The 19,319-nt window shown below is 61.2% G+C and carries 15 protein-coding genes; 9 read left to right on the forward strand and 6 right to left on the reverse strand.

Features of this window, described 5'->3' with window-relative positions:
• Positions 1–102: 102 nt before the first annotated feature.
• Complete coding sequence (locus tag AC1RMX_RS12415; RefSeq protein ID WP_085690041.1) at positions 103–504, reverse strand: MerR family transcriptional regulator; 402 nt, start codon at positions 502–504, stop codon at positions 103–105.
• 55 nt (positions 505–559) lie between these two features.
• The gene (locus AC1RMX_RS12420; protein WP_011334997.1) at positions 560–1,504 is read right to left on the reverse strand and encodes a LysR family transcriptional regulator; all 945 of its coding nucleotides are present in this window, start codon (positions 1,502–1,504) and stop codon (positions 560–562) included.
• A gap of 189 nt (positions 1,505–1,693) precedes the next feature.
• Here AC1RMX_RS12420 and AC1RMX_RS12425 point away from each other — a divergent pair, with 189 nt between their 5' ends.
• On the forward strand, positions 1,694–2,923 hold the full coding sequence (locus AC1RMX_RS12425) for an acyl-CoA dehydrogenase (protein WP_041075051.1): 1,230 nt from the start codon (positions 1,694–1,696) through the stop codon (positions 2,921–2,923).
• Positions 2,924–3,056: 133 nt separating this feature from the next.
• On the opposite strand, the gene AC1RMX_RS12430 is transcribed toward AC1RMX_RS12425, so the two are convergent.
• Together AC1RMX_RS12430 and xthA are read right to left on the reverse strand one after the other, a co-directional pair.
• Positions 3,057–4,391: a substrate-binding domain-containing protein gene (locus tag AC1RMX_RS12430; RefSeq protein WP_102621758.1), complete on the reverse strand. Its 1,335-nt coding sequence runs from the start codon at positions 4,389–4,391 to the stop codon at positions 3,057–3,059.
• A 115-nt stretch (positions 4,392–4,506) separates the two neighbouring features.
• Positions 4,507–5,319, reverse strand: a complete 813-nt coding sequence (xthA, locus tag AC1RMX_RS12435; RefSeq protein WP_096822294.1) for an exodeoxyribonuclease III — start codon at positions 5,317–5,319, stop codon at positions 4,507–4,509.
• A gap of 174 nt (positions 5,320–5,493) precedes the next feature.
• On the opposite strand from xthA, the gene AC1RMX_RS12440 reads away from it, so the two are divergent.
• The 8 genes from AC1RMX_RS12440 to AC1RMX_RS12475 all read left to right on the forward strand — a co-directional run bounded on the left by AC1RMX_RS12440 (position 5,494) and on the right by AC1RMX_RS12475 (position 17,976).
• The gene (locus AC1RMX_RS12440; protein ID WP_085732178.1) at positions 5,494–6,144 is read left to right on the forward strand and encodes a GNAT family N-acetyltransferase; all 651 of its coding nucleotides are present in this window, start codon (positions 5,494–5,496) and stop codon (positions 6,142–6,144) included.
• 66 nt (positions 6,145–6,210) lie between these two features.
• Positions 6,211–7,938, forward strand: a complete 1,728-nt coding sequence (locus tag AC1RMX_RS12445; RefSeq protein ID WP_096822293.1) for an autotransporter assembly complex protein TamA — start codon at positions 6,211–6,213, stop codon at positions 7,936–7,938.
• Positions 7,935–11,609 (forward strand): translocation/assembly module TamB domain-containing protein, encoded by a 3,675-nt coding sequence (locus tag AC1RMX_RS12450; protein ID WP_493072072.1) that lies wholly within the window; start codon positions 7,935–7,937, stop codon positions 11,607–11,609. The genes AC1RMX_RS12445 and AC1RMX_RS12450 overlap by 4 nt, the downstream gene beginning before the upstream one ends.
• Before the next feature lie 118 nt (positions 11,610–11,727).
• Complete coding sequence (locus AC1RMX_RS12455) at positions 11,728–13,050, forward strand: hypothetical protein (protein WP_493072074.1); 1,323 nt, start codon at positions 11,728–11,730, stop codon at positions 13,048–13,050.
• A 155-nt stretch (positions 13,051–13,205) separates the two neighbouring features.
• Positions 13,206–13,688 carry a MarR family winged helix-turn-helix transcriptional regulator gene (locus AC1RMX_RS12460; protein WP_192558419.1) on the forward strand — a complete coding sequence of 161 codons (483 nt, stop codon included), beginning with the start codon at positions 13,206–13,208 and terminating at the stop codon, positions 13,686–13,688.
• Complete coding sequence (locus AC1RMX_RS12465) at positions 13,678–15,147, forward strand: efflux transporter outer membrane subunit (RefSeq protein ID WP_493072077.1); 1,470 nt, start codon at positions 13,678–13,680, stop codon at positions 15,145–15,147. The genes AC1RMX_RS12460 and AC1RMX_RS12465 overlap by 11 nt, the downstream gene beginning before the upstream one ends.
• Positions 15,148–15,162: 15 nt before the next feature.
• Positions 15,163–16,365 carry an HlyD family secretion protein gene (locus AC1RMX_RS12470; RefSeq protein ID WP_096822288.1) on the forward strand — a complete coding sequence of 401 codons (1,203 nt, stop codon included), beginning with the start codon at positions 15,163–15,165 and terminating at the stop codon, positions 16,363–16,365.
• Between the two features lie 81 nt (positions 16,366–16,446).
• The gene (locus AC1RMX_RS12475; protein ID WP_096822287.1) at positions 16,447–17,976 is read left to right on the forward strand and encodes a DHA2 family efflux MFS transporter permease subunit; all 1,530 of its coding nucleotides are present in this window, start codon (positions 16,447–16,449) and stop codon (positions 17,974–17,976) included.
• A 40-nt stretch (positions 17,977–18,016) separates the two neighbouring features.
• Here the strand turns inward: AC1RMX_RS12475 and lpxH are convergent, their stop codons facing one another.
• The gene (gene lpxH, locus AC1RMX_RS12480; RefSeq protein WP_102622492.1) at positions 18,017–18,772 is read right to left on the reverse strand and encodes a UDP-2,3-diacylglucosamine diphosphatase; all 756 of its coding nucleotides are present in this window, start codon (positions 18,770–18,772) and stop codon (positions 18,017–18,019) included.
• Positions 18,769–19,275: a peptidylprolyl isomerase gene (locus AC1RMX_RS12485; protein WP_096822285.1), complete on the reverse strand. Its 507-nt coding sequence runs from the start codon at positions 19,273–19,275 to the stop codon at positions 18,769–18,771. The genes lpxH and AC1RMX_RS12485 overlap by 4 nt, the downstream gene beginning before the upstream one ends.
• Positions 19,276–19,319 lie beyond the last annotated feature (44 nt).

Consider the following 19,319-nt stretch of genomic DNA (forward strand, 5'->3'; position numbering starts at 1 on the left):
CCCCCCCCCCCCCCCCCCCCCCCCCCCCCCCCCCCCCCCCCCCCCCCCCCCCCCCCCCCCCCCCCCCCCCCCCCCCCGCTCCCACATTGGGATTTATTTGGATTACTGAACTGATTGCTGACTCTTGAGCGTCTGCTCCAGCGCCTGCACACAGCGTTCTTCGGCGGTGTCGAGTTCCAGCTTCATCTGTTCGATATCCAGCAATTGCTGTTCAAGCTGTTCCCGGCGCTCGCTGATTTTCGCCAGCATGCTGTTGAGTTGTTTGGTGTTACCGCTGGAAGGGTCGTAGAGCTCGATCAGCTCGCGGCACTCGGCCAGGGAAAAACCGATGCGCTTGCCCCGCAGGATCAGCTTCAGGCTGACCTTGTCGCGCGGCGAATAGATGCGTTCCTGGCCTCGACGCTCGGGGCTGAGCAGGCCTTGTTCTTCATAGAAGCGGATCGCCCGGGTGGTGATGTCCAGCTCGCGGGCGAGGTCGGAAATGCTGTAGGTCTGGCTGCTCATGAAAGCGCTCGAAATAAGGTCTTGGCGCTAAGCTAATGGCAGGTTGACGTTTACGTCAAGTGGCGGGCGCCTGCAGCTTGTCGAGCTTCTTCTCGTGCGCTGTCACTTGCTGGCACAGCTCGATCATCTGCTCGCGCATCCAGCGGTTGGCCGGGTCCTGATCGGTGCTTTCGTGCCAGTACAAATGGGTTTCCACCGGCGGCACATCGTTGACCGGCAGATTGAACGCGTGCAGGTCATGGCGCCGGGCGAAACGCTCCGGCACGGTCATCACCATGTCGGTCTGCTGCAATACTTGGGAGGCCATCAGATAGTGCTGCGAGCGCAGGGCGATCTTGCGTTGGATGCCCATTTTGCCCAGCGCCAGATCGACGTGGCCCAGGCCACTGCGACGGCTGGAAATATGAATGTGGGTCAGCGACAGGTAATCGTCGAGGGTGAATTTTTCCTTGGTCGCCAGCGGATGCCCCTTGCGCATCGCGCAGACGTAACGGTCTTCCATCAGCTTGACGTGGCGCACCTGCGGGTCGGTATTGAGCGGCGCGTCCACGGCGAAATCGAGGCGCCCGGCGGCCAGTTCCTTGGTGGTTTCCCGGCGTTTGGACAGGAAACTTTCGATGATCACCGTCGGCGCCAGGCGACGCAGTCGCTGGAACAGCGGCGGCAGAATCACCGCTTCCGTCAGGTCAGTCATGCTGATGCGGTAAGTCTTGACCGCTTGCGAAGGGTTGAAAATGCGGCTTTCCTGAACCGACACCCGCAGCAGCGACAGCGCGTTGCGTACCGGGCCGATGATGTTCTGCGCCATGGGCGTCGGCACCATGCCTTGGGCCGTGCGTACGAAGAGCGGGTCGTTGAAGGTCTCGCGCAACCGCGCCAAGGCGTTGGACACCGCTGGCTGGGTAATGCCGACAATCTGCCCGGCGCGGGTCAGGTTGGCTTCGGTGTAGATCGCGTCGAAGACGATGAAAAGGTTGAGGTCGACCTTGCTCAGATTCATTACGCGGCTCTCTTGTTATAGATGCTTGTTATAGATGGATGGCGCGGGTCAGGGCGGCCAGGAAAATCAACCAATCATATATCGGTGATGAATGTTTATACACGCCGAGAATAGGCTAGGTAAATTATCAACGCTGTTCTAGCATCGATTGCATGACTTAAACAACCTGCCGAAAAAAGGTAATTGCTCATGGATTTCGCTTATTCGCCCAAGGTGCAAGAACTGCGTGAGCGCGTGACCGCGTTCATGGACACTTACGTTTACCCGGCCGAAGCCGTGTTCGAACGGCAGGTTGCCGAGGGCGACCGTTGGCAGCCGACCGCAATCATGGAAGAGCTCAAGGCCAAGGCGAAAGCTGAAGGGCTGTGGAATTTGTTTCTGCCTGAGTCGGAACTCGGCGCTGGCCTGACCAACCTCGAATACGCGCCCTTGGCGGAAATCATGGGCCGTTCGCTGCTCGGGCCTGAGCCGTTCAACTGCTCGGCGCCGGACACCGGCAACATGGAAGTGCTGGTGCGTTACGCCAACGAAGAGCAGAAACAGCGCTGGCTCGAACCGCTGCTGCGCGGCGAGATTCGCTCGGCGTTTGCCATGACCGAACCGGACGTCGCGTCCTCCGACGCCACCAACATGGCTGCTCGTGCCGTGCGTGATGGCGATGAGTGGGTGATCAACGGCAAGAAATGGTGGACTTCCGGCGCCTGCGATCCGCGCTGCAAGATCCTGATTTTCATGGGCCTGAGCAACCCTGACGCTCCGCGCCACGCCCAGCACTCGATGATTTTGGTGCCGGTCGACACCCCCGGCGTGAAGATCGTCCGTCCGCTGCCGGTGTTCGGTTACGACGACGCACCTCACGGCCACGCCGAAGTGCTGTTCGACAACGTGCGAGTGCCGTACGAAAACGTCCTGCTCGGTGAAGGACGCGGCTTCGAAATTGCTCAAGGTCGCCTCGGCCCAGGCCGGATTCACCACTGCATGCGTTCGATCGGCATGGCCGAGCGTGCGCTGGAACTGATGTGCAAACGTTCGGTGAGCCGTACCGCGTTCGGCAAACCGCTGGCACGTTTGGGCGGTAACGTCGACAAGATCGCCGACTCGCGGATGGAAATCGACATGGCACGTCTGCTGACCCTGAAGGCGGCGTACATGATGGACACCGTGGGTAACAAGGTTGCCAAGAGCGAGATTGCGCAGATCAAGGTCGTCGCACCGAACGTCGCGTTGCGGGTGATCGACCGGGCGATCCAGATCCATGGCGGGGCTGGGGTGTCGAACGATTTCCCGCTGGCCTACATGTACGCCATGCAGCGCACTCTGCGCCTGGCCGACGGCCCGGACGAAGTGCACCGCGCGGCGATCGGCAAGTTCGAGATCGGCAAGTACGTGCCGAAGGAAATGCTGCGTAGCGAGCGCTGATTCCGCACTTCACCCCTGATCGTTCCCACGCTCTGCGTGGTAACGCAGCCATGGACGCTCTGCGTCCACTGTGACGCGGAGCGTCACGGTATGCATTCCCACGCAGGGCGTGGGAACGATCAGGACATCAGATTCAGTAAACCCACACCTCGACCCGCCGATTCTTGATCCTGCCTTCATCCCCGCTGTTGGTCGCCACCGGCATCAGCGCGCCAAATCCGCGCACCTCGCGCAACACCACGCCGTTCTTCACCAGCTCCCGCCGTACCGCCATCGCCCGCAGCTTCGACAGCAAATCCGCCCGCGCCGGATCGTCCTTGGCGTCGCCGAACCCCACCAATGTCACTGCACGGTCGGTCTTCTCGTGGTGCTTTATATAGTCGAACACCCGGGCCAGATCCTGGCGGGCCTTGTTGTCGAGGCTGGCGCTGCCTTCTTCGAAGCGGAAGTTCACCGTCAGACGCTGGGCGTGCCGGCTGAGGGATTGATAACCCTCGGGCATCAGCGCATTCGGCGTAACCGAGATAGCGTGCACGGTCTGGGCGATAAAACCGTTGGCCGCAACAATCGCCTGGCCCTGACGGCTTTGCGCAAAGTCCACCAACGCCCTGGCCCACGGGTTCAGGCTGTCGGGTGGCAAATAGAAGAACAGGCGACGGGACAGTGGATAGTCTTCCGTGGCAATCAGACTGGCCAGTGGCAGCATCGCAAGGGATTGCCCATCGACAATCGCCACGGCTTTGGCCTGGCGCACATAGGGCAGGCCGATAAAACCGATGGCTTGCGGATCGGCACTGACCGCGTCGGACAATTGCTCGCTCGACTCGAAACGTTTCGCCGAATTATTCAGAGTTTTCCCACGACGGCTGAGGACAAGTTCCTTGAACGTGTCGTAGGTCCCGGACTGATCATCCCGCGCATACAGATGAATCGTCCCACCCTTGCCGCCGAGTTCTTCCCACGTCTTCGCCTCGCCGCTGAAGATGCGCGCCAGTTGCTCGGTGTTCAATTGATTCAGCGGATTGGCGGGGTGAAGGATGATCGCCAGGCCATCGATGGCGATGACTTGCTCGGCGCCGGGGCTTTTCAGGTCGCCGAGGGGTTGCAGGCTGGCGAGTTCGCTGTCCTTGATCGGGCGGGAAGAAGCGGCCAGATCGGCGCTGTTGCTTTTGAGTGCCGTGAAACCGGTGCTGGAGCCATGGGCGGCGATTTCCACCACGATCCGTTTACCTTGGGCCGTCAGGCCGACGACCCGTTGTTCGTTGGCGGTGTCCGGGGTTTCGCTGTGGACTTTCGACAGTCCCTGTTCTTTCAGCAGACCTTCCACCAGTGCCGGGCCGAGGGCCGCGCCAATGGTGTTGGAACCCTGGATGCGCAGGACCGGGCCGTTCTCGGGAATGGGCAATGCAGCGGCCGAAACCTGCAGCCAGGCACTCAGGAGAAAGACGAACAGAACGCGCAGGGTCATGCCGGCACCGAATGCAGCCAAGGGGATTGCCGGGGAGATTAAGTCAGTGAGGTTTCTGAAAGATGACAAGGCAGAAGATCACAACCGCTGGCTGTGATCTTCTGCTTCAGGCTGGTCAGCTCAATTCAAGCCAGATCGGCGCATGGTCCGAAGGCTTTTCCATCCCGCGCAGTTCATAGTCCACGCCGGCCGCTTTCACCCGTGGCAGCAAGCCATGGGACGCCAGAATCACGTCGATGCGCAGACCACGCTTCGGCTCGTCTTCAAAACCACGGCTGCGGTAGTCGAACCAGCTGAAGGTGTCAGTAACATCTGGGTTCAGATGACGGAAGCTGTCGGTCAGGCCCCAGTTCTTCAGGCGGGCCATCCACTCGCGCTCTTCCGGCAGGAAGCTGCATTTGCCGGTTTTCAGCCAGCGCTTCATGTTGTCCGGGCCGATGCCGATGTCGCAGTCTTCCGGGGAAATGTTCACGTCGCCCATCACCACCAGAGGCTGCTCATTGTTGAACTGGCTTTCCAGCAGTGCTTGCAGATCGCTGTAGAAGCGCTGTTTGGCCGGGAATTTGGTCGGATGGTCGCGGCTTTCGCCCTGTGGGAAATAGCCGTTCATGATCGTCACCGGCACGCCGTTGGCGTCGGCGAAAGTGCCCCAGATAAAGCGCCGCTGCGCGTCTTCTTCATCGGTGGCGAAGCCTTTGTGCACGGCAATCGGCTCCTGGCGCGAGAGCAGGGCAACGCCGTAATGGCCTTTCTGGCCGTGGAAATACACGTGATAACCCAGGGCCCGCACTTCTTCCAGCGGGAACTGGTCGTCGTGGACCTTGGTTTCCTGCAGGCCGATGACGTCCGGCTGATGCTTTTCGATCAGCGCCGCCAGCTGATGCGGGCGGGCCCGCAGTCCGTTGATGTTGAAGGAAACGATCTTCATGGTCGGCAGTCCTGGCAAAAGGGCGATGCTAGCTGACATGTAGGATCTGGGCCAGCGTGGCGGTAGTCCATATGCGCTGCTAATGTCTTTCGGGTGTGGGAACGATCCCTTCAGCCCAAGGCTCGTATAACAAGAACGGGGCCTGTTGAGTCCCGTCCAGGGAGAATCACCGTCATGCCTGAAACCTCGACCGCCATCGCCGACATCCACATGCTCGACCGCGGCTATTCCCGTGAAGCGCGATCCTTGCTGTATCAGGCTTACCGTCATGAGCCGACCTTCGCTTATTTGTTCGAGGCCGAACGTCCGGGCTACGAACAACGGGTGCGCGCCACGGTGCGGGAACTGGTCAAACAGCATTTCCTGCAGGATCTGCCGGCCATCGGCCTGTTGGTCAATGATCGCTTGATCGGCATCGCCCTGATCGCACCGCCGCAACGACGTCTGGGTGTCACCGAGAGTTGGGCCTGGCGTCTGCGCATGGTGTTGAGCACCGGTTTTCGCTGCACCCGGCGTTATCTGGAATATCACGCCGCCGTTGAAGCCTGCGTGCCGACCGATTCGGTGCACATGCTGCCGCTGCTGGGCGTGCATCCACAATTTCAGGGTAAACACTTCGGCGAACAACTGCTGCAAGCGGTGCACAACTGGTGCGCGGTGGACGAAAGCTCCCAAGGGGTGATCCTCGATACCGGCAACCCGCGCTACCTGGAGTTTTACAAGCGTCAGGGCTATGAGGAAATCGGTGAAGTCGCCGTCGGACCGGTGCGCGAGCACGTGTTTTTCCACGCCAACCCGCAGGTGTTACAAACTGCAACGGGATAACCATCGAACTTTTTGGGAAGTTTCCTGTTCTATCACGCTCCCAAGCCCGTGATAGCATCCGCGCCTATGAAGTTTCCAGGAAGATTTACCAGTGGCGTGCTCATGCTGTTAACCAGCTGCGCGGCGCTGGCGCAAAGTGAATTGGATGTGCGGATCAAACCGTCCAACGATGAACTCAAAGCCAATATAGAAGGCTATATCGGCAGCCTCGGCGATCGTGACGAAGAAGCCTTGCAGCGCTTCAGTCGCGGCGCCGAAGAGCAGGCGCGCAAGGCCGCCCAGGCTTTGGGCTACTACCAGCCGCACATCGAGAGTGACGTGAAGGGCGGCGAAAAACCGCGCCTGGTGCTGAACATCGATCCCGGCGAGCCGATTCGCCTGCGCAATGTCACCGTGCGGGTCGACGGACCCGCTGCCGCCCTCAAAGCCTTTCGTGTACCGAAAAGCGACGTGCTCAAGCCCGGCGCCGTGCTCAACCATGGTCGTTACGAAGACGCCAAGCGCTTGATCCAGAATCAAGCGTCGCGCTATGGCTTCTTCAGTGGCCGCTTCACCAGCCAGAAATTGATGGTCGATCCCCGCGCCGGGGTCGCCGATGTTGAATTGATCTATGAAAGCGGCCCGCGTTATGCGCTGGGTAAAGTCAGCTTCGCGGGCGACACGCCGTTCGACGAAGACTTGCTGCAACGCATGGTGCCGTTCAAGGCCGGCGAACCGTATGACTCGGAGCTGATCGCCGAACTCAATCGTGACCTGCAATCGAGCGGTTATTTCGAAGGCGTGCGGGTCGACGCCGCACCGACCGCCGCGAAAAACGACGTGATCCCGGTGGACGTCAAACTCGAAACCCGCAAGCCGCGCACCATGGGCCTGGGTCTCGGTTATTCCACCGACGTCGGCCCGCGAATCAAGGCCAACTGGACTCGCCATTGGGTCAACCCGCAAGGCGACAGTTATGGCTGGGAAGCCGAACTCTCGGCGCCACGGCAGAACGTCGGACTGTTCTATGACATTCCGCTGGACCCACCGCTGACCGACAAACTGCGCTGGGCCGGTGGTTATCAGTACGAAAACATCGACGGCTCCGACACCCTCAGCAAACTGCTGACCTTCGGCCCGGAATGGCACAGCAAGTTGCCCAGCGGCTGGCAGCGGGTGATTTCGCTGAAATGGCAGCGTGAGGAATATCAACTGGGCGACGACTCCGGTCTCAGCAACCTGTTGATGCCCGGTGTCAGCTATTCCTACCTCAAGAGCGACAACCGCATCGACCCACACAATGGTTATCGCCTGACGTTTGAATCCAAGGTGGCCAAGGAAGGTCTGGCTTCGGACACCAACCTTTTATATGGCACCGCATTGATCAAAGGCCTGACCACGGTGTTCGACAATCACCGTTTCCTCGGGCGAGTGCAGGTCGGCGGCAGCGCCACCAACGGTTATAAATCCGTACCACCGTCGCTGCGCTTCTTCGCCGGTGGCGATCAGAGCGTGCGCGGTTACGACTATCAGAGCCTGTCCCCGGAAAACGCCGAGGGCGACCGCATTGGCGGGCGCTACATGATTGCCGGCAGCGTCGAGTATCAATACTCGATCGCTGAAAAATGGCGGATCGCGACCTTCGTCGACCAGGGCAACTCCTTCAACAAACTCGAACTGCCGAACCTCAAGACCGGGGTCGGTATCGGTGTGCGCTGGGTTTCGCCGGTGGGGCCGATCCGCCTCGACCTGGCTCACGCGCTGGACGACGATGGCGGCATCCGGCTGCACTTTTCCATGGGGCCTGAGCTGTGAAGCGTGGTTTGAAAATTTCGGCGCTGGCGTTGTTGTCGCTGGTGCTGCTGATTGTATTGAGCATTACCGTTGTGCTCGGCACCCAGGCTGGCAGCCGTTGGGTGTTGGGGCTGGTTCCGGGTTTGAGTGTCGATAATTTCCAGGGGCGTCTTGGCGGGCAGTGGAGCGCCGATCATCTGTTGTGGCAGCAGGGCGGCAGCCGCGTCGAGCTGAGCAAGCCGATTTTCGAATGGTCGCCGCTGTGCCTGACACGCATGACGCTGTGCATCGAACAGCTCAAGGCCGATCAGGTCATTCTGCAATTCCCGCCGGGCGAAGAAACCACCGACAGCGGCCCGATCAAGTTGCCGGATCTGCAATTGCCCGTGGCCATCGAGCTGGGTGACGTGCAGGTCGGTAGCCTGTTGTTCAATGGCAGCGAACAGCTCAAAGGCCTGCAACTCGCGGCGCACTGGACCGCAAAGGGCATGCAGATCGACAGCGTGAAACTGCAACGCGACGACCTGAGCCTGAATCTGTCTGGCCTGTTGCAGCCCACCGGTAACTGGCCGCTAAACATCGCCGGTGATCTGACCCTACCGTCGCCGGGCACCGGCCCATGGACGCTGGCACTCAAAGTCGACGGCGATCTGCTCAAGACCCTGAACCTGCACGCCGACAGCCGTGGCTACCTCGACGGCCAGTTGAGCGGCGAGCTGCAACCGCTGGCGGAAAACCTGCCGGCCAAGGTGCGCATCACTTCGGAAGCGTTCAAACCGAGCGCCGACCTGCCGGACACTCTGCAACTCAATCAACTGGTATTGACCGGCGAAGGCGACCTGAAAAATGGTTACCAACTCCTCGGCAATGCGACGTTGCCTGCCGATAAAGGCCCGGTAGCGCTGTTGCTCAAAGGCAAGGTTGACGCCAAGGGTGCGCAAGTCGCCGGCCTCGACCTGACGGCCAATGACAAGCAAAGCCTCAAGCTCACTGGCAATGTCGATTGGAGCAAAGGCCTCAGCGCCCAGGCCAACATCAATTGGCAGGATTTCCCGTGGCATCGGCTCTATTCCGAGATCGACGAGCCGCAAGTCGCCTTGCGCACGTTCACCGGCGAAGTCTCCTACACCGACGGCCAATACCTCGGCAATTTCGCCGCCGCGCTGGATGGCCCGGCGGGGGCGTTCAGCCTGAGCAGCCCGTTCAGCGGCAATCTCAAACAGATCTTCCTGCCGCAATTCAAACTCGAAGCGGGGCAGGGCAAAGCTGAAGGGCATGTGAACGTGCAGTTCGCCGACGGCATTGCCTGGGACACTGCGCTGGAGTTGTCCGCGCTCAACCCGGCGTACTGGATGGCGGAGCTGCCGGGCACCTTGGCCGGGCCACTGAAAAGCACGGGCGAAATGAAGAACGAGCGCCTGAGCCTCAACGCCGACCTCGATCTCAAAGGCAAACTGCGTGGGCAACCGGCGGTGCTGCAAGCCAAGGCTGACGGCGCGGGCGAGCAGTGGAATCTGAATGCCCTGCAAATCCGCCTCGGCGACAACAGCATCAATGGCAAGGGCAGCCTGCAACAGAAGCTCACCGGGCAGATCGACATCAAGCTGCCGCGTCTGGCCCAGCTCTGGCCGCAGCTGCGCGGGCAGATCAACGGTCGGGTCGATGTCGCCGGCACGTTGAAAGCACCGCAAGGCAAGCTCGATTTGCAAGGCTCGCAACTGGTGTTCCAGGACAATCGCCTGCAAAGCCTCAACCTCGACGCCACGCTCGACAGCGCGCAACGGGCGAAAATCGATCTCAAGGGCAGCGGCATTCAGGCCGGCGACACGTCGCTGGGCACCCTGACCGCCAGTGCTCAGGGCGATATCAAAAGCCAGAAACTCACTCTCGACCTGCTCGGGCCGAAGCTGAAATTCGCGCTGGGCCTGGACGGCAATCTGGACAAAGGCAACTGGCGCGGGCGTCTGGCCAGCGGCGACATTCAGGCCGGCGGTCAGGACTGGAAGCTGCAAAACCCGGCCAAACTCGAACGTCTGGCCGACGGCAAGATCAACTTCGGCGCCCATTGCTGGATGTCCGGCAATGCCAGCCTGTGCGGCGAAGACCAGCGGTTGATGCCGGAACCGAAGCTGCGTTATCACCTCAAGCAGTTCCCGATCGAAAGCCTGGCGCAGTGGTTGCCCAAGGATTTCGCCTGGCAGGGCAAGCTCAATGCCGACCTGCAACTGGACCTGCCGGCCAGCGGTCCGAACGGCCAGATCAGCGTCGATGCCAGCGGCGGCACCTTGCGCATGAAGGAAAAGGATCAGTGGCTGGACTTCCCGTACCAGACCCTCAAGCTCACCAGCAAACTCACGCCGAAACGCATCGACACCGACCTCAACTTCGTCGGTGGCAAGCTCGGTGAACTGATGGTGCAGGCGCAGCTCAATCCGCTGCCGAAGAACAAACCGCTGAATGGCTCGTTCCGCCTCAGCGGGCTGGACCTGTCGGTGGCGCGGCCGTTTGTGCCGATGGTCGAGAAACTCACCGGACGCCTGAACGGCAGCGGCACGATTTCCGGCGGATTGCTTGCGCCGCTGGTCAACGGCACTGTGCAACTCAGTGACGGCGAAGTGTCCGGCCCGGAACTGCCGCTGGAATTGCAGGCACTGCAACTGCAAGCGGTGATCGCCGGGGAAACCGTGCAATTGAACGGCGGCTGGAAAAGCGGCAAGGCCGGGCAGGGCAGCCTCAGTGGCAACGTCGCCTGGGGTCAGGCGCTGGTGGTGGATCTGGCGCTCAAGGGCACACAATTGCCGGTCACCGTCGAGCCCTACGCCAAGCTTGAAGTGGCGCCGGACCTGAAAATTTCCATGGCTGGCGATGAGCTGGCGATTGCCGGCAAGGTGCTGGTGCCCAGAGGCGAAATCACCGTGCGCGAATTGCCGCCATCGACGGTGAAAGTCTCCGATGACACGATCATCGTTGGCGCGCAGACCGAAGAGGGCAAACCGCCGCTGGCCATGAAGATGGACATCGACGTGGTGGTCGGTGAGGACAAGCTGAGCTTTGCCGGATTCGGCCTGACCGCCAATCTGCAAGGTCACGTGCACATCGGCGACAACCTGGACACCCGTGGCGAGCTGTGGCTCAACGACGGTAAATACCGCGCCTACGGCCAGCGCCTGACAGTGCGCCGCGCGCGTCTGCTGTTTGCCGGGCCGATCGATCAGCCGTATCTGGACATCGAAGCGATCCGCCAGACCGACGACGTGATCGCCGGTATTCGCCTGAGCGGCAGCGCCGAGCAGCCTGCCACGCAGATCTTCTCCGAGCCGGCGATGAGCCAGGAGCAGGCGTTGTCCTATCTGGTGCTGGGGCGCCCGCTGAGCACCACCGGCGAGGACAACAACATGCTCGCGCAAGCGGCGCTCGGTCTGGGCCTGATGGGAAGTTCCGGGGTCACCAGCGGTCTGGCCAAGGACCTGGGGATTCAGGATTTCCAGCTCGACACCCAGGGCAGCGGCAACACCACCAGCGTGGTGGCCAGCGGCAATATTTCCGAGAAGCTCAGCTTGCGTTACGGCGTCGGTGTGTTCGAACCGGCCAACACCATCGCCTTGCGCTACAAGCTGAGCAAAAAGGTCTACCTGGAAGCCGCCAGCGGCGTGGCCAGTTCGCTGGATATCTTCTACAAGCGGGACTTCTAGACCGCATTCCTACAGAGCCGGTTCGTGTCACCACGATCCGGCTCTTTTTTGATGTATTAGACTGATCTCAGCTTGATGGCTGCAAAGTGCGGCTGCCCGAAACGCCCCGGGGGCGCCTATGGTCCGTTTGAGTATGGTCTTGCTCGGTAACGACTTTGTCCGCCGGCGCTGGTCAGCACTGGCGCTGACCGGCGTTGTCTGGGGCGCGGCCGGCGTGGCCATTTTCATCGATGCGCTGGACGGCGTTCTGTATTTCCCGCTGCATGTGTTCGGCTATCTGTTGTTGCTCGAAGCCCTGATCATTCTGCTGGTGCCGGCCCCGCAAGCTGGCACCGCGGCGGTTTTGCGCAGGGCGCGGGGCCTGGCTTTTCTGCTGCTGGGGCTGCTGATCGTCGACCGGCAACATGTCGCCGGGGTGATTCTCGCGGTGCTGTTCGGTGTGGCTTTTCTGCTCGACGGCGGTTTTCGCCTGGCGGCTGCGGTGGTGGTGCGCTTTGTCGGTTGGCAGGTGTCACTGCTGGTGGCGCTGTTCGAGATTGGCTTCGCGTTGTTCCTCCTCGAACCGTACCCGACGCTTTACAAGGGGACAGTGCCGTTCTGCATTGGCATGAGCATCTTTCTCTCGGGTTGTGCCTTGTTGCAGCAGGCATTGCGGTTCAAGAACGGGCATACGCCGGTGACGCCGTCCCCGGTGTGCAAACCGGCCTACGGTAACGCGTTGGTCATCCATGTCTGGACCCCCAGCGGCACCGTTGACGACACCCTGGTGCGCAACCGGCTGCTCAACCGTTATATCGCCGCAGTCGACATCAACGGCGTCATCTCCGCCGGCCACGCGGCACTGGAATGTGGGCCGGATCTCTACATCAGCCATTACCCGCTGGACGACATCGATCGTTCGGCGGGGGATTTCGTGCGGTTGCTGCGGGCCACACCGAACAACGATGTCCCAGGCAGGTTTCTGCAGGATTATGCGAGCGAGGTTGCCGACTGGTGTCCGTCCTCGGTTCAGGTCAGCTTCGGGCACTACGATGCCGCACGGCTTCAGGCGTTCTGGGCGGATTATCGGCAGGACACCACCTACAACCTCACCAGCCGCAACTGTTCGAGTGCCGTCGCGCATAGCCTGGAAGCGGCGCTGGAAGGCGCGATGAACCGGGGGCATTCGAGCATGCTGGATTTTGCCCGGGTCATCATCAGTCCTGAATTCTGGGTCGCGGCACAGGTGCGCAAGCGCGCCGAGGCGATGGCCTGGACGCCCGGGCTGGTGCTCGATTATGCGCTGGCATTGCATGCCGCCATCGAGCCGGCGCCGCCGGGCTGGCACGGCATTTACGCGGGAGCCAGGCGCGCCTGCGGGTATGTGGCAACCGCCTTGCGTGGGCGCGAAGTTCATCCCGTTCAGCCGCCATCGATGAATCATCCCTCTGACAAATCCTGAGCGTGATCCGCGTGCAATGCGCCCTTGTTCAGCCACGCTCGCCCAGCCATTTATCCGCCAATTACAAAGCAACCTAACTATTACGTTGACATTCGCTGCCTAGGCAGTAACATCTCGACATACATTCACTGCCTAGGCAGTTATTAGGTGTGCACATGAAGCATTTCACCCCCGACGAATTCAAGCATTGCCATCTCGGTCTGTTGCTCGGCCGTGCGGCCTTGCTCAAGGACAAGATCATCGACACCCACATGGAACCCCACGGCATCACTGCCGCGCAGTTCAAGGTGTTGATCATCATGGCCCAGTTCGGCGTCGATACCCCGGCCGAGCTGTGCCGGCACCTGTCGCTGGACAGCGGTTCGATGACCCGCATGCTCGACCGCCTGGAACAGAAAGGTTTCCTGATTCGCCAACGCAGCGAAGGCGATCGCCGTCAGGTGCAGCTGAAACTCACCGAACAAGGCCAGCAACTGGCCGATCGCCTGCCGCACATCGGTGCTGACGCCATGAACGAACTGGCCGGCGCCGTGACCCCGGACGAGTTGAAAACCCTGGAATACATCCTCAAGAAAATTTTGCTGGCGGCCGGTGACCCGATCACCCTCCAGCGGTTAGGTGAACACAATGAGCGGTAAAACCTTGCGCAGCAGCCTGACACTGGTGCTGTCGGCGATGATCCTCGCCGGTTGCGCCAACTACAGTGGCCTCGATACCCAAGGCGCCAGCCTCGATGCGAAAACCCTGAAGACCGGGCAATCGCTCAATGGCGTCACTCTGTCCCAGGCCGCTTGGCCGAAGAGCGACTGGTGGACCAGCCTCGGCGATCCGCAGCTCGACGGTCTGATCCGCGAAGCCCTGCACGACAGCCCGGACATGCAGATCGCCGACGCCCGCGCCCATCAGGCCAGCGCCGCTGCATATGCCGCCGATGCCGAGCGCTACCCGACCCTCGACGCCAGCGCCGGCATTACGCGCTCGCGCCTGGCCAAGGATCAGGACCCGCGAGGGCAGGGCGACGCCTACGCCACTACGCGCAATATCAGCGCCGGCTTCAATTACAACTTCGACCTCTGGGGCGGTCAGCGTGACGCCTGGGAAGCCGCACTCGGCCAGGCTCGCGCGGCTGAAGTCGACCGTCAGGCCGCGCAACTGACCCTCGCCGCCGACGTGGCCCGGGCCTACAGCGATCTGGGTCAGGCGCACATCGTTTATGACCTGGCGACCGAAGATCTCAAGCGCACCAAGCAGATGCTCGACCTGAGCCAGCGTCGCCTGAGTTCCGGGATCGACAGCCAGTACCAGTTCCAGCAGACCCAAAGTCTGGAAGCCAGCTCCGAAGCCAGCCTGATCGACGCCGAAAAGCGCCTGAACAGCGCGAAAATCGCCCTGGCCGTATTGCTCGGCAAAGGCCCGGATCGCGGCAACGAAATCGCCCGACCGAAAGTCCTGCAAGCCAGTGCCGTAGCGCTGCCGTCTGTTCTGCCGGCGGAACTGCTGGGCCGTCGCCCGGATCTGGTCGCCGCACGCTGGCGTGTCGAGGCCGCGAGCAAGGACATCGACTCGGCCAAGACCCGCTTCTATCCCAACCTGAACCTTACGGCGTCCGCCGGTGCCGAATCGTTATTGGGTGACGCGATGTTCGGGTCCGCCAGCCGCTTCTTCAACATCGCTCCGACCATTTCGCTGCCGATCTTCGACGGTGGACGCTTGCGCGCCAACCTCGATGCACGCGACGCCGACTACGACCTGGCCGTGGCGCAGTACAACAAAAGCCTGGTGAAAGCCTTGGGCGATGTCAGCGACACGATCAACCAGTTGCGTGACATCGGCCGGCAGATCGGCGCCCAGCAGCACGCGACCGAGATTGCCCAGGATTCTTACAACACCGTGGTCCAGCGTTACGGTTCCGGCATCGGCAACTACCTGGACGTGCTCAGCATCGAGCAGCAATTGCTGCAGGCCCAGCGTCAGCTGGCCAACCTGAATGCCGAGCAGATCGACCTGTCGATTCAACTGATGCAAGCGCTGGGTGGCGGCTTTCAGGGGCAAACCCTGACCACTGCCAACGCCAGCCCAGCCACCACGCACAACTAATTCAAGGTATTTGTCATGGCCACTGCCGAAAACACTCAAGCTCAAGACAACACCCCCGACACCGGCAATCCGCGAAAACGCAAAGTGATGCTGGTGGTGCTGGCCGTTGTGGTTGCCCTCGCCGGTGCCGGCGTCTGGGCGTATCACGAATTCGTCGGGCGCTGGAACGAAAGCACCGATGACGCCTACGTCAACGGCAACGTCGTTGAAATCACGCCGCTGGTCACCGGCACCGTGGTCAGCATTGGTGCTGACGATGGCGATCTGGTTCACGAAGGTCAGGTGCTGATCAACTTCGACCCGAACGACGCCGAAGTCGGCCTGCAAAGTGCCCAAGCCAAACTGGCGCGTACCGTGCGTCAGGTTCGCGGTCTGTACAGCAACGTTGACGGCATGAAAGCCCAGGTCAACGCGCAACAGGCTAACGTGCAGAAAGCCCAGGACAACTTCAATCGCCGGAAAAACCTCGCCGCCGGCGGCGCGATTTCCCAGGAAGAACTGTCCCACGCTCGCGATGACCTGACCTCGGCACAAAACGCCCTGGCCAACGCCCAGCAACAACTGAAAACCACCAGCGCGCTGGTGGATGACACCGTGGTTTCGTCGCACCCGGACGTGATGTCGGCCGCTGCCGATCTGCGCCAGGCCTACCTGACCAACGCTCGCAGCACGCTGATTGCGCCGGTTACCGGTTACGTTGCCAAACGCACCGTGCAACTCGGCCAGCGTGTGCAGCCGGGCACCGCGCTGATGGCGGTGATTCCGCTGGATCAGCTGTGGATCGACGCCAACTTCAAGGAAACCCAGTTGCGCGACATGCGCATCGGCCAACCGGTGGACATCGAATCCGACATCTACGGCAGCGACGTGAAATTCAGCGGCACCGTCGACAGCCTCGGCGCCGGCACCGGCAGTGCGTTCGCCCTGTTGCCGGCGCAGAACGCCACCGGTAACTGGATCAAGATCGTGCAGCGTGTACCGGTGCGGATTCACGTCAATGCCGAAGAACTGGCCAAGCACCCGCTGCGCGTCGGTCTGTCGACCAATGTCGAGGTCAACCTGCATGACCAGAGCGGCCCGGTACTGGCCCAGCAGCCGCCGCAACAGGCTTCGTTCAGCACCAGCGTCTACGACCGCCAACTGGGTGAAGCCGACGCGATGATCGCGCAACTGATCCACGACAACAGCGCTGCGGTCAGCAAGACCGCGCAACGCTGATTCGCCAATCCCTTCGCCGCGCCCCGTAACGGGCGCGGCGCCCGTCCCCGCTCCAAAAAATTCGGCTCCAAAGGATTCGCGATGAGCAATAACGCCTCTTTTTCGCCGCCCAGCCTGTTGCTCAGCACCATCGGCCTGTCGCTGGCGACCTTCATGCAAGTGCTCGACACCACCATCGCCAACGTGGCGCTGCCGACCATTTCCGGCAACCTCGGCGTGAGTTCGGAGCAGGGCACCTGGGTCATTACCTCGTTTGCCGTGAGCAACGCCATCGCGCTGCCGCTCACCGGCTGGCTGAGCCGGCGTTTCGGCGAGGTGAAGCTGTTTCTCTGGGCGACCATGCTGTTTGTGCTGGCCTCGTTCCTCTGTGGTATTTCCACCTCGATGCCTGAACTGATCGGCTTCCGTGTCCTGCAAGGGCTGGTGGCCGGGCCGTTGTACCCGATGACCCAGACGCTGTTGATCGCGGTCTATCCGCCCGCCAGGCGAGGCATGGCCCTGGCGTTATTGGCGATGGTCACGGTAGTGGCGCCGATTGCCGGCCCGATTCTCGGTGGCTGGATCACCGACAGTTACAGCTGGCCGTGGATCTTCTTCATCAACGTGCCGATTGGCGTGTTCGCGGTGATGGTGGTGCGTTCGCAACTGGCGAAACGCCCGGTGGTCACCAGCCGTCAACCGATGGACTACGTCGGGCTGATCACGCTGATCATCGGCGTCGGTGCCCTGCAGGTGATCCTCGACAAGGGTAACGACCTGGACTGGTTCGAATCGAACTTCATCATCATCGGCGCGGCCATTTCGGTGATTGCGCTGGCGGTGTTCGTGATCTGGGAGATGACCGACCAGCATCCGGTGGTCAATCTGCGCCTGTTCGCCCACCGCAACTTCCGTATCGGCACGCTGGTGCTGGTGTTGGGTTACGCCGGGTTCTTCGGTATCAACCTGATCCTGCCGCAATGGTTGCAGACCCAGATGGGCTACACCGCGACCTGGGCCGGGCTGGCGGTGGCGCCGATCGGGATTCTGCCGGTGGTGCTGTCACCGTTTGTCGGCAAGTACGCGCACAAGTTCGACCTGCGACTGCTGGCCGGGCTGGCGTTCCTGGCGATCGGACTGAGCTGCTTCATGCGCGCAGAGTTCACCAACGAGGTGGACTTCCAGCACATCGCACTGGTGCAACTGTTCATGGGGATTGGCGTGGCGCTGTTCTTCATGCCGACCCTGAGCATCCTGATGTCGGACCTGCCGCCAAGCCAGATTGCCGATGGTGCCGGTCTGGCGACGTTCCTGCGGACACTGGGCGGTAGCTTTGCAGCGTCGCTGACCACCTGGATCTGGATTCGCCGGGCGGATCAGCATCATGCCTACATGAGTGAAAGCATCAGCACCTATGAGCCGGCGACCCGAGAAGCACTGAACAATCTGGGCGGGGCGGGCAATCCGGCGTATGCGCAGCTCGATCATGTGCTGACGAGTCAGGCGTACATGCTCTCCACCGTGGATTACTTCACGCTGCTGGGGTGGGGGTTTATGGGGTTGATCTTGATTGTTTGGCTGGCGAAGCCGCCGTTTGCTGCCAAGGCAGGCCCGGCGGCCAGCGGCCATTAAGTTTGCAAGATCGTTCCCACGCAGAGCGTGGGAACGATCATCAAACGGTGGCAGGGGCGGGCAGTGAAGGCGGCGGTGCAAAATCAAACGGCGCCAACGCAAACCCGTTCTCATCCACCTGCAACGCCCAACCCTGACGATCCCAATCCCCCAGCACAATCCGCTTCGCGGCCTGATCGCCGATCTGCAACTTGTGGATGGCCGGTCGGTGGGTATGCCCGTGAATCAGGGTTTTCACCCCGTATTCCTGCATGATCCGCGGAATTTCCTCCGGCGTGACATCGACGATGTCATTGGCCTTCATCCGTGTCTGCGCCCGGCTTTCACTGCGCAGCTTGCGCGCCAGTTTGTGGCGGGTGCGCAAGGGCAGGTTGCGCAGGATGAACAGGCTCAGCGGGTTGCGCAGGTAGCGGCGCAGCTTCATATAGGCTTCGTCGCGGGTGCACAGGCTGTCGCCGTGCATCAGCAGCACCGGTTCGCCGTAAAACTGCACGACACTCGGGTCCTTCAACAGCGTGCAGCCGGCCTGCTTGCAGAAGGCCTTGCCGAGCATGAAGTCGCGATTGCCGTGCATCAGAAATATGGCCGTGCCGCTGTCGCTGAGTTCGCGCAGGGCCTGGCAGATGGAACGCTGGAAGGGGGTCATGGCATCGTCGCCAATCCACGCCTCGAAAAAGTCGCCCAGAATGTACAGCGCACTCGCCGAGCGGGCGCGTCCGGCGAGCAAATCCAGAAACGCCCGGGTAATGTCCGGGCGCTCCTCTTCCAGATGCAAGTCTGAAATCAGCAATATCACGCTTCGATGATCTCGGCTTTCTCGATGATCACGTCGTCGCTTGGTACGTCCTGGTGGCCAGCCTTGGAGCCGGTCGAGACTTTCTTGATGCTGTCGACAACATCAGTACCGGCGGTCACTTTACCGAATACCGCGTAGCCCCAGCCTTGAACGTTCTTGCCGCTGTGGTTCAGGAAGCTGTTGTCGGCCACGTTGATGAAGAACTGCGCGGAAGCCGAATGCGGCTCCATGGTGCGTGCCATGGCGATGGTGTACTTGTCGTTGGAAAGACCGTTGTCGGCTTCGTTCTGGATGCTTGGACGCTTGTCTTTCTTTTCCTTCATGCCTGGCTCGAAACCGCCGCCCTGGATCATGAAGTTACCGATGACACGGTGGAAAACGGTGTTTTCGTAGTGACCGGCTTTGACGTACTCGATGAAGTTGGCCACGGTGATCGGGGCCTTTTCAGCGTTCAGTTCGATGACGATGTCACCGTGGTTGGTGGTCAGTTTGACTTGAGTCATGGTCAGTACTCTTTATAAGGAATTCGTGGTTTTGGAGCCTCAGG

It is taken from the genome of Pseudomonas sp. GW822-FHT03F04 (genome assembly GCF_058801405.1).

Excerpts from the sequence above, each read along its gene's own strand:
- AC1RMX_RS12415 (WP_085690041.1), bottom strand. The coding sequence starts at position 504 with ATGAGCAGCCAGACCTACAGCATTTCCGACCTCGCCCGCGAGCTGGAC.
- AC1RMX_RS12420 (WP_011334997.1), bottom strand. The coding sequence starts at position 1,504 with ATGAATCTGAGCAAGGTCGACCTCAACCTTTTCATCGTCTTCGACGCG.
- AC1RMX_RS12425 (WP_041075051.1), top strand. The coding sequence starts at position 1,694 with ATGGATTTCGCTTATTCGCCCAAGGTGCAAGAACTGCGTGAGCGCGTG.
- AC1RMX_RS12430 (WP_102621758.1), bottom strand. The coding sequence starts at position 4,391 with ATGACCCTGCGCGTTCTGTTCGTCTTTCTCCTGAGTGCCTGGCTGCAG.
- xthA (WP_096822294.1), bottom strand. The coding sequence starts at position 5,319 with ATGAAGATCGTTTCCTTCAACATCAACGGACTGCGGGCCCGCCCGCAT.
- AC1RMX_RS12440 (WP_085732178.1), top strand. The coding sequence starts at position 5,494 with ATGCCTGAAACCTCGACCGCCATCGCCGACATCCACATGCTCGACCGC.
- AC1RMX_RS12445 (WP_096822293.1), top strand. The coding sequence starts at position 6,211 with ATGAAGTTTCCAGGAAGATTTACCAGTGGCGTGCTCATGCTGTTAACC.
- AC1RMX_RS12455 (WP_493072074.1), top strand. The coding sequence starts at position 11,728 with ATGGTCCGTTTGAGTATGGTCTTGCTCGGTAACGACTTTGTCCGCCGG.
- AC1RMX_RS12460 (WP_192558419.1), top strand. The coding sequence starts at position 13,206 with ATGAAGCATTTCACCCCCGACGAATTCAAGCATTGCCATCTCGGTCTG.
- AC1RMX_RS12465 (WP_493072077.1), top strand. The coding sequence starts at position 13,678 with ATGAGCGGTAAAACCTTGCGCAGCAGCCTGACACTGGTGCTGTCGGCG.
- AC1RMX_RS12470 (WP_096822288.1), top strand. The coding sequence starts at position 15,163 with ATGGCCACTGCCGAAAACACTCAAGCTCAAGACAACACCCCCGACACC.
- AC1RMX_RS12475 (WP_096822287.1), top strand. The coding sequence starts at position 16,447 with ATGAGCAATAACGCCTCTTTTTCGCCGCCCAGCCTGTTGCTCAGCACC.
- AC1RMX_RS12485 (WP_096822285.1), bottom strand. The coding sequence starts at position 19,275 with ATGACTCAAGTCAAACTGACCACCAACCACGGTGACATCGTCATCGAA.